2 protein-coding genes are annotated in these 13,230 nt (G+C 72.4%); both read left to right on the top strand.

What is annotated here, in order from left to right:
* Positions 1–6 precede the first annotated feature (6 nt).
* The gene (locus Ssi02_RS32155; RefSeq protein WP_275410771.1) at positions 7–7,935 is read left to right on the top strand and encodes a non-ribosomal peptide synthetase; all 7,929 of its coding nucleotides are present in this window, start codon (positions 7–9) and stop codon (positions 7,933–7,935) included.
* Positions 7,932–13,229, top strand: a complete 5,298-nt coding sequence (locus Ssi02_RS32150) for a non-ribosomal peptide synthetase (RefSeq protein WP_204031328.1) — start codon at positions 7,932–7,934, stop codon at positions 13,227–13,229. Before Ssi02_RS32155 ends, Ssi02_RS32150 begins: the two co-directional genes overlap by 4 nt.
* Position 13,230: the final 1 nt, after the last annotated feature.

Here is a 13,230-nt window from a genome sequence, read left to right as displayed (position 1 = left end):
TTTGCTCTGGGCGGTGATTCGATCACCTCGATGCAGCTTGCGGCGCGGGCTCGCCGGGCGGGTCTTTCGCTGACGCCTCGGCAGATCTTTGAGCGGAAGACCCCGGAACGACTCGCGGCACTGGCGGACGGACCGGCTGGAGAGGCCCCATCGCTGGGCATCAGCGGCGACTCGCTGGGCATCAGCGGCGACGAGATCCCCATCGAGCTGACCGAACGGGATCGCGCTCGGCTCAAGGCCTCGGTGCCGGAGCCGACGCACGTCTGGCCGCTCTCCCCTCTCCAGAGCGGCATGCTGTTCCACCGCGCCCTCGACGAGCAGGGCCCGGACGTCTACCAGACCCAGCGCGTCGTGGACCTGACCGGACCGCTGGACGAAGCCCGGCTGCGTGCCGCCTGGCAGACCGTGCTGGCCAGGCATGATGCGCTCCGGACCAGCTTCCATCAGGTGGAGTCCGGCCAGACCGTTCAGGTGGTCGCCGCCCATGCCCCGCTGCCATGGCAGACAGCCGATCTGTCGGATCTCGACGACGGCGACGCCCAGGCCGAGACGGACCGGCTCCTCGCGGCGGATCGTCGCGATCGGCTGGAGGTCACGACGGCTCCGCTGCTGCGGCTGCTGCTGATCCGGCTGGGCGGCGACCGGCACCGACTGGTGCTGACCTCCCATCACGCCCTGCTGGACGGCTGGTCGACGCCGATCGTGCTGGGTGAGGTGGCCGCGGCCTACGCCGGCGACCAGGTCCTGCCGGCACCGGTCTCCTTCGGCACCTATCTCGCCTGGCTGAGCAGGCAGGACGCGGCGACCGCGCAGGAGGCGTGGCGGGCCGAGCTCGCCGGGCTGGACGAGCCGACCCTGGTCGCACCCGGAGCGCTGAGGGCTCCGGGGCCGTCCGACCGCTATGAAGAGTTCCTGCCGCAGGAGACGACGCGGGCGTTGCTGGGATTCGCCCGCCGCCACGAGGTGACGCTGAACACCGTCATGCAGGCGGCGTGGGCCCTGGTCCTGGCGCGGCTCACGGGACGGCGCGACGTGGTGTTCGGCGCCGCGGTGTCGGGCCGCCCGGCGGAACTCCCGGATGTCGAGCGCGTGGTGGGGATGTTCCTCAACACCGTCCCGGTACGGGTACGGCTCCGAGGTGAGCTGCCGTTCGTCGAGCTGCTGGCAGAGCTGCAGGAGCGGCAGGCGGCACTGATGGCGCATCAGCATGCCGGCCTGTCGGAGATCCAGAAGGTGGCCGGTCCCGGCGCGACGTTCGACACGGTCTTGATGGTGGAGAACTACCCGCGGAACGCGCCCTCCTTCGGCGGCGTCACGATCAGTGGCATGGCCGCGCGGGCCGGGACGAGCTTCCCGCTGACGCTGGGTGTCGCTCCCGGCGACCGCCTCGGCCTCCGAACGACATACCGGCCCGACCTGTTCACCCGCGACGAGGTCGGCGAGGTCATACATCAGCTGATCAGGGTGCTGGAGCGGGTGCTGGCCGATCCGGCCGTGCCGGTGGGGCGGATCGGCACGCTCGCCGGCGGAGCGGATCTCGGCACCACAGCGGATGCGACGGCGGCGCTCCCGCCGGTCCCTGAGCTGCTCCGCCGGCAGGCTGAGCGGCATCCCCACGCCGTGGCCGTGGCGGCGGACGGGCGCGGCCTCTCCTATGCCGATCTGGACGAGTCCGCCAGCCGCCTGGCGGCCTATCTGGCGGGCCGGGGAGTGCGCCGCGGCGATCGGGTCGCGGTGGCGCTCGGGCGCTCGGCGGATCTCGTCGTCGCGTGGCTGGGCGTGTGGCGGGCGGGTGCCGCGTTCGTGCCGATCGACCCGGAATACCCCGCGTCGCGCATCGAGTTGATGGTGCGGGACTCCTCCCCGGCGGTGGTGCTCTGTTCCAGGGAGACCCGGGATCTGGTGCGGGACCAGGACCCGATTGTCGTGGACGAGCCCGAGGTACGGGCGGCCGTCGCTGAGGCCGAACCGCTGTCGGTGTGGTGCGGTGGCGACGACCTCGCCTACGTGATGTACACGTCGGGGTCGACGGGAACGCCGAAGGGCGTCGGTGTTCCGCACCGCGCCGTGGCCTCGTTGGTGGGACAGCCGGGCTGGCAGGTGGGGCCGGGTGACACCGTGCTGGCCCACGCTTCGCACTCGTTCGACATCTCGTTGTTCGAGATCTGGGTGCCGCTCGCGGCCGGAGCCCGCATCCTGATCGCCGGCCCGGGTGTGGTGGACGCGGGGCGGGTGCGTGACGCGGTCGCCCAGGGCGCCACTGCCGTGCACCTGACCGCCGGTGCTTTCCGCGTGCTGGCCGACGCCGCCCCGGACTGTTTCGCCGGCCTCCGTGAGGTCTTGACCGGCGGGGACGTGGTGCCGCTCGAGGCGGTGGAGCGCGTCCGGGAGGCCTGCCCCGACCTCCGCGTGCGGCACATGTACGGGCCGACGGAGACCACGCTGTGTGCCACCTGGCAGGTGATCGAGCCGGGGGAAAAGACCGGTTCCGTGCTGCCGATCGGCAGGCCGCTGGCCGGCCGGCTGGCCGTGGTGCTGGACCCGTTCCTCAACCCGGTGCCGCCGGGCATGGTCGGGGAGCTGTACCTCGGCGGCGCAGGCGTCGCACTTGGTTACCTGGGCCGTCCCGGGCTGACCGCCCCGAGGTTCGTCGCCGCCCCCGGCGGGCAGCGGCTGTACCGCACCGGTGACCTGGCGAAATGGACCCGGTACGGGGAGCTGGTCTTCGCGGGCCGGGCCGACGCGCAGGTGAAGATCCGTGGCTATCGGGTGGAACCCGGTGAGGTGGAGGCGGTGCTGGCCACCCATCCGGCCGTGCGCACTGCGGTGGTGGTGGCCGATGAGGGCCGTTTGATCGCCTATGTCCTACTGCGTGATCAGGAGGACCCCGCGATCACCAAGGTGCTCCTGGAGCATGCGAGGGGGGAGCTGCCGGAGTACATGGTGCCGGCGGCAGTGGTCGTCCTGGACACGCTGCCGCTGACGGTCAACGGCAAGGTGGATCGCGCCGCGTTGCCCGCCCCTCGCTTCACCGCGGAGTCCACCGGAGACCTGCCGGGACGCGCGTACGGCAACGAGACCGAGCGGGTGCTCTGCGAGTTGTTCGCCGAGATCCTGGGTCTGCCCGCGGCGGTTGGAGCCGAGGACAGCTTCTTCGCGCTGGGCGGCGATTCGATCACCTCGATGCAGCTCACCGCCCGTGCCCGCCGCGCCGGCCTGCTCCTGCGGGTGGAGGATGTCTTCGAGCACGCGACGCCGGCCGGGATCGCCGCCGCGGCGCGGCGGGCCGAGGAGGGGGTCGCCGTCGAGGACGGCGTCGGCGAGATCGTGTGGACTCCGGTGATGATGGAGCTACGAGAGCTCGACGAGGAGTCGGTGCTCCACGGCGAGCTCGCGCAATGGGCGGTCGTACGGGTGCCGGCGGGGTTGACACTGGACGTCCTCACCGACGGCTGGCAGGCGGTCCTGAACCGGCATGACATGCTGCGGGCTCGGGTGGAGCCGGACGGGCGGCTGGTGACCGCTCCCGTGGGGGCGGTGGCCGCCTCGACGCAGATCGAACGGATCGAGGTGGACACCGTCCTGACGGGCGGCGACCTCGACGCCCACGCGAGCAGGCAGGCTCATGAGGCCACCGGCCGGCTGGACCCGGCGGCCGGGGTCATGGCTCAGATCGTCTGGATCGTGGATGCGCCGGGGCAGGAAGCGCGGCTGGCCGTCGCGGTGCATCACCTGGCCGTCGACGGAGTCTCGTGGCATATCCTGCTGCCCGACCTGCGTGCCGCGTGTGAGTCCCGGCAGGCCGGGCGGGAGCAGGACCTGGAGCCCGTGCCGACGTCGTTCCGGCGGTGGGCCCGGCTGCTGGCCGGCCAGGCGACCGAACGCGCCGGCGAGCTGGAGGCGTGGCGGTCGATCCTGGCGGACACGGATTCGCCGCTGGGCACGAGGGTGCCGGTGCCCGGCCGCGACACGGCCGCTACCGCACGGCGCGACTCGTGGACCGTCTCAGGACCGGAGGCGGCGACGCTCGTCGACACGGTGACGGCGGCCTTCCACTGCGGCGTCCACGAGGTGCTGCTCGCCGCCTTCGCCGGCGCGGTGGCTCTGGTGCGAGGCGCCGCGGTCACGGTGGAGGTGGAGGGGCACGGCCGCCGGCCTGTCGGCGAGGCGGACCTGTCAAGGACACTCGGCTGGTTCACCAGCGTGCATCCGGTCCGGCTGGATGCCACCGGCATCGATCACGGCGAGGCGCGGGCCGGCGGCCCGGCGGCTGGGCGGCTGCTGAAGACGGTCAAGGAGCAGGTCCGGGCGTTCCCCGGAGACGGACTGGGATTCGGGCTGCTCCGTCACCTGAATCCCGAGACCGCCCCGGTGCTGGCGGCCCTCCCGAGGCCACGGGTCGCGTTCAACTATATGGGACGCTCCTCGGCCGCGGTGGGGAGGGCCGGAATGTGGCAGCCGGTGGGCGCGATCGGCGGCAATGCCCACCAGGACATGCCGCTACGGCATGTCCTTGAGGTGGGCGCAGCCGTACAGGACGGCGTGGACGGGCCGGCCATGCAACTCACGTTGACCTGGGCAGGCGAACTCCTGGAGGAGCCTGAGGCGCGGGCCCTGGGGCAGGCGTGGCTGAACGTGCTGTCCGGCATCGCCGCCCACGCGGCCGCGCCGGGCGCCGGTGGATACACCCCGTCTGACTTCGCGCTGGTCGAACTCACGCAGGCCGAGGTGGACGAGGTGAGCGGGCCGGCCCTCGCCGACATCTGGCCGCTCTCGCCACTGCAGGAGGGTCTGCTCTTCCACGCCGCCTACGACGCGACCGGACGCGACGTCTACGAGAGCCAGCGGGTGCTGGACCTGATCGGCCCGCTGGACGCCGATCGGATGCGGGCGGCCTGGGAGAGCGTCCTGGCCCGGCACGACGCGCTGCGGGCGAGCTTCCATCAGCTCGGCTCCGGTACGGCGGTGCAGGCGGTGGCCGACCGTGTCGAGCTGCCCTGGCGCACCGCGGACGCGGGGAGCGCCGCCGAGGCGGAGCTGGCGGCGGCCGGGGAACTGACGGAACGGTTCGATCTCAGCCGGGCGCCGCTGCTGCGGCTGCTGCTGATCCGCCTGGACGAACGGTGGCACCGCCTGGTGGTCACCAGCCACCACATCATCGCGGACGGGTGGTCGCTTCCGGTGCTCTTCGGCGAGGTCAAGGCGTTCTATGAAGATCCGCCTGCGGCGCGGTCGGCGGTGTCCTACCGGGAATACCTGGAGTGGCTGGACCGCCAGGACGCCGAGGCGGCCCGGGCCGCGTGGCGGGATGAGCTCGCAGATCTGGACGAGCCGACCCGGGTCTCGGCCGGCGAGACGGCGACGGTCGCGGAGCGGCCGGAGCGGGTGCGCTACGAGCTGACCGGGGAGCTGTCCCGCGCCGTGACCGGCCTCGCGCAGGCTCAGGGCGTGACCGTGAACACCGTCCTGCAGGCGGCGTGGGCGCTGGTCCTGGCTCGGCTGACCCGGCGCACGGATGTGGTGTTCGGGATGACGACCGCGGGCCGCCCGGCGGAGTTGCCGGCGGTCGAACGCATGGTGGGACTGTTCATCAACATGGTGCCGGTGCGGGTCAGGCTGCGTGGCACGAGCACGATCGCGCGGCTGCTGACGGAGTTGCGCGAGCGGCAGGTCGCGCTCATGCAGCATCAGCATCTCGGGCTCGCCGAGATCCAGCGAACCGCGGGTCCCGGCGCGAGCTTCGACAGCACTGTGGTGTACGAGAACTATCCCCGCCCGCCGCTGGACTCGCAGGAACCAGACGGGTTGACGATACGGCCGGTCGGTGTGCCGGAGGACGCAGGGCACTACCCGCTGACGCTGGTGGCCGCCCTCGACGATGGGCGGGTGGTCGGCGACCTCATCTACCGCCCGGACGCGTTCAGCCGGGAGCGTGCCGAGCTGGTCATGACCGTACTGGTGCGTGTCCTGGAACAGATGATCGCCGATCCGGCCGGCGCGGTGAGCCGGATCGGCCTGGGTGGGCCGGGCGCGGATCCCGCCTGGACCTCGGGCGGCCCGCGGGCCGGGAGCGACGCCCCGCTGGGTGAGCTGGTCCGGCGGATCGCGACGGAGCGGCCGGACTCCGTCGCGGTCGTCGGCGGCGACGGAGAGCTGACCTACGCCGAGCTCTTGGCCCGGGCGATCGGCCTGGCCAGGCATCTCGTCCGGCGTGGCGCCGGGCCGGAGCGGCGAGTCGGTGTGCTGGTGGAACGCGGCGCGGACTGGGCCACGGCGGTGCTGGGCGTGTCGCTGGCGGGCAGCGCGGCGGTGCTGATGGAGCCGAGCTACCCGCCAGAACGGCTCGGCTGGATGATGTCCGACTCGGCGCCCGCGGTGGTGGTGTGCTCCGCCGCGACCCGGTTCCGGGTGCCCGTCGGCATCGACACGGTTGTCGTCGGCGAGGGCATCGCAGACGGCCTCGCCGGCGACGTGGAGCTGCCGGTGGTGGTGCCGGAGAACGCCGCATACGTGGTGTACACCTCGGGTTCGACAGGGGTTCCGAAGGGCGTCGTGGTGTCGCACGCCGGTCTGGGGAATCTCGCGGCGGCGCAGATCGACCGCTTCGGGGTGGCCCCATCGTCGCGAGTGCTGCTGATGGCGGCGCTGGGCTTCGACGCGGTCATGTCGGAGTTGCTGATGGCGCTGCTGTCGGGCGGCACGCTGGTGGCGCTTCCCGGGTACGAGCTGCCACCCAGGACCGGACTCGCGGATGTCCTCGTCCGATGGGGGATAACGCACGTCACGGTGCCGCCGAGCGTGCTCGCCACCGTGGCGGAGGATCTGCCTGACTCGGTGAAGACGATCGTGGTGGCCGGCGAGGCGTGCGGGCCCGATCTGGTGGAGCGGTTCTCCCTCCGGCATCGGATGGTCAACGCCTACGGGCCGTGCGAGGCGACCGTCTGCTCGACGATGAGCGGGCCGCTGGCGCCTGGGGCGGCGGTGCCGATCGGCACGCCCATCGCCGGTGGCCGGTGCGAGGTGCTCGATCAGTTCCTGCGACCGCTGCCGGCCGGGGTGACCGGGGAGCTGTACGTGGCCGGCGTGGGGCTGGCGCGCGGATATCTGAACCGCCCCGGACTGACCAGCACGCGGTTCGTGGCGGCTCCGGACGGCCGGCGTCTGTACCGCACAGGCGACCTCGCGTACTGGACTCCCGGCGGTGAGCTGGTCTTCGCGGGCCGGGCGGATGATCAGGTCAAGGTCCGAGGGTTCCGGGTGGAACCGGGGGAGATCGAGGCGGCCATGACCGCGCACCCCCACGTAGCCCAGGCAGCTGTGGCGATGTGGCGGGGACGGCTCATCGGCTACGTGACCCCGGCTCCCGGCGGAATCACCGTCGATGAGATGCGCGAACACCTCGCCGCCCGGCTGCCGGGGCACATGGTGCCGGCCGTGATCATGATGGTCGAAGCGCTTCCCCTGACCCCCAACGGCAAGGTGGACCGTAAGGCTCTCCCTGAACCGGAGTTCGCCGCCGGAGGCGAGGATCCGGAGCGAGCGACAGGCTCCGACGCGCCGGTTACCGAGACAGAGCGGGCGCTGTGCGACGTGTTCGCGGAGGCACTCGGGGTCGATCGGGTCGGTGTGGACGACAGCTTCTTCGATCTCGGCGGCGATTCGATCATCTCGATGCGGTTGGCCGCCCGAGCACGCAGCACGGGGCTGACGATCAGCCCTCGGCAGGTGTTCGAGGAGAAGACTCCGAGAAAGCTCGCCGCGCTGATCGATGCGGCCCCACCGCATTCCCCGCCCGATCCCGGTGCGGCAGCCGTTCCGTCCGGCGCCCCGCTCGTGGATCTCACCAGGCACCAGATGGCCGAGCTCGAGGCCGCCCTCGGCGAGGGACCCGACCGACTCCATGACGACGCACCTCACGAGGGAGAACAGCGATGAGCAGAATCGAGGATGTCTGGCCGTTGTCGCCGCTGCAGGAGGGCATGCTGTTCCACGCGGCCCTCGGCGCACCGGACGAAGGCGCCGATGTCTACACCGTGCAGACGGCCTTGGAGATCGACGGTCCGCTGGAAGCGGAGCGTCTGCGCGAAACGTGGCAGGCCCTGGTCGCCCGGCACCCCGCCCTGCGGGCCTGCTTCCGCTACGTGAGCGGGGCGCAGCTCGTCCAGGTCGTGGCGCGAGAGGTCAAGATTCCGTGGCGCGAGAGCGATGTCGCGGGAGAGGACGAGCCGGAGCCGGCGGCTGACAGGATCGCCCGCGAGGAGCTGGGCCGGCGGCTCGACCTGACCGTCGCCCCGCTGTTACGGCTGGCGCTGATCCGCTTCGGTCCTGAGCGGCACCGGCTGGTCATCACCAACCATCACGTGCTGCTCGACGGGTGGTCGATGCCGATCATCTTCGGCGAGATGGCCATGATCTACCGGTCCGGAGGCGACGCCTCGGGATTGCCGCCGGCCGCCTCTTACCGGGACTATCTCGACTGGCTTTCCCGGCAGGACAGGAACGCCGCCCGGGCCGCCTGGGCGCAGGAGTTCGCCGGTGCCGGTGAGCCGACGCTGGTGGCGCCGGCGGATCGCGGCCGCGTTCCGCGCAGCGACACCGTCGTCACCCACGTGCCGGGCGAGCTCACCGGTTCGCTGTCCGCGCTGGCACGCAGCCTTGAGGTAACCGTGAACACCGTCGTCCAGGGCGCCTGGGCGATGCTGCTGGCGCAACTCGCCGGCCGTACCGACGTGGTGTTCGGCGCGACCACCGCCGGGCGCCCGGCGGATCTGCCCGGGGTGGAGCAGATGGTCGGCATGCTGCTGGGCACGGTGCCTGTGCGGGTTCGGCTGCGCGGCGCCACTCCGATCGCGGAGATGCTCAGGAGCCTGCAGGGACAGCAGACGGCTCTGATGGACCACCAGCATCTGGGACTCGCGGAGGTGCAGCGGATCGTCGGCCCGGGCGCGGACTTCGACACGCTCGTGGTCTTCGAGAACTTCCCGCACGACGGCCCGAGCTCGGTTCGGGAGAGCGATGTCGTGTTCCGCCCCTCCCACACCGGCCGGAACACCTCGCACTATCCGCTGACGCTGGTGGCGGCGCCCGCGGAGCGGATGCTCGTGCGGCTGGAATACCAGACCGGGATCGTCGATCGCGGTACGGCGATCTCGCTGCTCGACCGATTCGTCGCCATGCTGGAACGGATGGCCGCCGACCCCTCGGCGCCGGTCGCCCGCCTGGACACGGCCGGTCACCTGCCCCGTAGCGGACCGGTGCCCGAGCAGATCCGAAGGCGGGCGGAGATCCAGCCCGACGAGATCGCGGTGAGCGACGGGGTGCGCCGGCTGACCTACGCGGAGCTGGACCGGGAGTCCGGCCGGCTGGCCGGCTACCTGGCCGGGTTGGGGGTGACCCGCGGTGACCGTGTCGGCGTGGTGATGGAGCGGAACGCGGACCTGCTCGTGACGTTCCTGGGCGTGTGGCGGGCCGGGGCCGCCTTCGTGCCGATCGACGTGGGCTATCCCGCGGATCGGATCGCCCTGCTGCTGCGGGATTCCGGGGCCTCCACAGTGATCACCACCCGGGACGCCCGCGATGTCCTGCCGCGAGGGAATGACGCCCTGGCCATCGACACCCCCGAGGTGCGGGCGGCGGTAGCGGCGGCCGAGCCGGTGACGGTACGGATCGGGCCGGACGATCTGGCATACGTGATGTACACCTCGGGATCGACCGGCGTCCCGAAGGGCGTGGCGGTCCCGCACGGCGCCGTGGCCGCCCTGGCCTCAGATCCTGGCTGGTCACTGGGCCCGGGCGACCGGGTGCTCATGCACGCCTCGCACGCCTTCGACGCGTCGCTTTACGAGACCTGGGTGCCGTTGGCCGCCGGCGCGGAGGTGGTGATCGCTGAGCCGGGCCCGGTGGACGCCGCGCGGCTGCGTGCCGCGGTGGCCGACGGCGTGACCGCCGCGCACCTCACCGCTGGGGTCTTCCGAGTGCTCGCCGAGACCTCACCGGAGTGCTTCACGGGGCTGCGTGAGCTGCTGACCGGTGGGGACGTGGTACCGCCGGCCGCGATCGCCCAGATGCGGCGAGCCTGCCCCGAGGTCCGGGTCCGGCACCTGTACGGTCCGACGGAAACCACGCTCTGCGCCACCTGGCAGGTGATCGAACCGGGTGAACCGCTGGGCGGCACGCTGCCGATCGGACGTCCGCTCGCGGGCCGCCGGGCTTACGTGCTGGACGCGTTCCTGCGGTCGGTGCCGCCGGGCTTCACCGGTGAGCTCTACCTGGCCGGAGCCGGGCTCGCCCGCGGCTACCTCGGCCGAGCGGCTGCCAGCGCCGAGCGCTTCGTGGCGCTGCCGGGCTCGCTTCCCGGCGCGTCCGCGGGCGAGCGGATGTACCGTACCGGGGATCTGGCCAGGATGACGGCCGGTGGCGAGCTGGTGTTCGCCGGCCGCGCCGACAACCAGCTGAAGATCCGTGGCTATCGGGTGGAACCCGCGGAGATCGAGGCCGCACTCACCGCCGAGCCCTCGGTCGCCGAGGCGCTCGTCATCGCACGGGATGACACGCTCGGCGAGCGCCGCCTGGTCGCGTATGTCGTGCCGGCCGGGGGCGAGGTGCCTGTCGAGGAGATCCGGGCGAGGCTCGCGGAGAGCCTTCCTTCGTATCTGGTCCCGTCGGCGATCGTCGTCGTCGCGGCCTGGCCGGTCACCGCGCACGGCAAGGTCGATCGGCGGGCGCTGCCGGCCCCGGGCCCTGGCGAGCGGGTCGCCGGGCGGGACCCCGTCGGCGAGGTCGAGGAACGGCTGTGCGCGCTGTTCGCCGATACCCTCGGCGTAGCCGACGTCGGCGTCGCGGACAACTTCCTGGAGCTGGGCGGCACCTCCACTCTCGCCATGCGCCTGGTCGCGCGGATCCGGGAGGAGCTCGGCGCCGAACTGCCGATCCGGCAGCTGTTCTCGACACCGACACCCGCCGGCCTCGCGCGGGCGATGGCCGCCAAGTCGCGTCCTGTGCTCGGGCCGGGACGGCGCGCGGACCTGGACCCGGATGGCCCGCTGCCGGTCACCGCGCGGCAGCGCCGCATGTGGCTGCTCTCCCGGATCGGTGATGAGGCCGAGGGGCTGCACGTGCGCGTCGCCCTGCGGTTGCGCGGCCGGCTCGACTGCGATGCCCTCGCGGGGGCGCTGGGCGATGTCGGCGGGCGGCATGAGATCCTCCGGACCCGATTCCCCGGTTCGCGGCGGGACGTGCGCCAGGAGATCCTGGACGCCGAGTCCGGCCGCCCGCCGCTGGAGATCTGCCCCGCCACAGAAGACGATCTGCCAGGACTGCTGGCCGACCGGGCCGGACGCCCCTTCGACCTGACCGGCGAGGTGCCCTGGCGCGCGCATCTCTTCCCGCTCACCGACCGCGAACAGGTCCTGCTGGTGGTGGCACACCGGATCGCCGCCGATGAGGAGTCGGCGGACGTCCTCGTCCGCGACCTGGCCGCGGCGTACGGCGCGCGCCGGGAAGGGCGGATCCCGGAGCGGGCCCCGCTGGCCCTGCAGTTCGCCGACTACGCGCTCTGGGAGCGGGAGATGCTCGCCGGAGCGGACGAGCGGGACAGCCTGATCTGGGACCAGATCGAGTTCTGGCGGGAGAAGCTGGCCGACGGCGAGTTCCTTTCCGGCGACGCCGATCCGCAGGACACGAGCTCGCCGCTGGCCGGGCGGACACGGCCCATGCTGCCGTCGCGGCGGGCCGGCTCGGTGCCGCTGCAGCTGCCCGCCGGCTCCCACGCCCGGCTGCTGGAAGCGGCGCGTTCGGCCGGCGGGACCATGTTCACCGCGGTACACGCCGCGCTGGCGATGCTGCTGTCGCGCCTGGGCGGTGGAGGACCGGTCACGATCGGCACCCGGTTGCCGCGCGACGAGGAACAGACCGGCCTGGTGCCCATGGTCGGGCCGTTCTCGCGGTGGCTTCCCCTGCCCGTCGACCTGTCGGGGGATCCGGCTTTCGCCGAGCTCCTCGGCCGGGTGCGGGACGTGGGTGAGGACGCCCACCGCCATCAGGACCTGCCGTTCGAACGGCTCGCTGAGCTCGTGGTGCCGGTCCCGTCGATCACCCGTCACCCGATCTTCCAGGTGGCGCTCCAGCTCGACGAGGACGACATCCGGCCGGAGGACTCCTGGGCACTGCCCGGGCTGCGTACATCGCTGGTGCCGATGCCCGAGGAGGCGATGGAGCTCGACCTCTGGGTCAAGCTCCTCGACTGCCGCACCGACGAGGGGGACGCGGACGGCCTGGTGGGCTCCCTCGTGTACGCGGAGGACCGCTTCGACCGGGCCACCGCCGAGGCACTCGCCCAGCGGCTCGTCGGTGTCCTCGAACAGGTCGCCGCCGCACCGGAGGTCCGCTTGTCGCAGGTCGACGTGCCCGGATCGAAGCGGCCCGCCGTGCCGGGCCCGGCCGATCCGCAACCGGCCAGACGCCGGACGGCCGCTGCGAGCTCCAGGACGCAGGACCTGGAGATGCTCCTGCCCCTGCGCCCGGGTGCCGGGAACGGCCGGAGCCCCTTGTTCTGCGTGCATCCCAGCACCGGCCTGAGCTGGGCGTATACCCCACTCCTCCGGCATCTCCCGGCGAACCTTCCCGTCTACGGCATCCAGGCGCGCGGCATCGTGAGGGAGGAGCCGTTGGCGCGCAGCGTCGAGGAGATGGCGGCCGACTACGTCGAGCTGATCCGCACCATCCAGCCGTCCGGGCCCTACCGGCTGCTGGGCTGGTCCTTCGGCGGCAAGGTCGCCCAGGCGATGGCCACCCGTCTGGAAGAGGAGGGGGCGGAGGTGAGCCTGCTCGCGCTGCTCGACGCCTATCCCGTGTCTGTCAGTCAGTCACCGCCCGGTGGTCTTGATCCCCGGGCGGGCGACCGCCCTGCCGGCGACGACGTACAGGCGCTCGCGGAGAACCTGGGCGCGGGCCTCGGCGCCGAGGTGCGGGCGCGGCTCCGCCAGGTGATGGGCAACATGGGGGAGATCTCGCGGAACTACCGGCCGCGTCCATCGCGCGGGGATCTGCTGCTGTTCGTGGCCACCGCCGGGCGGCCCGCCGGATCGGCCGAGGAGGCCGAGGAGGCCTGGAAACCGCTGGTGGCGGGTGCGGTCGAGACGCACCGCGTCGCCGCCGACCACTACACCATGCTGGAGCCGGCCTCGCTCGCCGAGATCGGACGCGTCGTCACCCAGAAGATCGAGAGATGAG

The organism is Sinosporangium siamense, from assembly GCF_016863435.1.
Lineage (GTDB): Bacteria > Actinomycetota > Actinomycetes > Streptosporangiales > Streptosporangiaceae > Sinosporangium > Sinosporangium siamense.
The sequence above is the reverse complement of the archived record's forward strand: the minus strand, read 5'-3'. Positions and strand labels throughout refer to the sequence as shown.

What these genes read in the sequence shown, in the direction of transcription:
- Ssi02_RS32150 (WP_204031328.1), top strand. Translation starts at nt 7,932, where the DNA reads ATGAGCAGAATCGAGGATGTCTGGCCGTTGTCGCCGCTGCAGGAGGGC.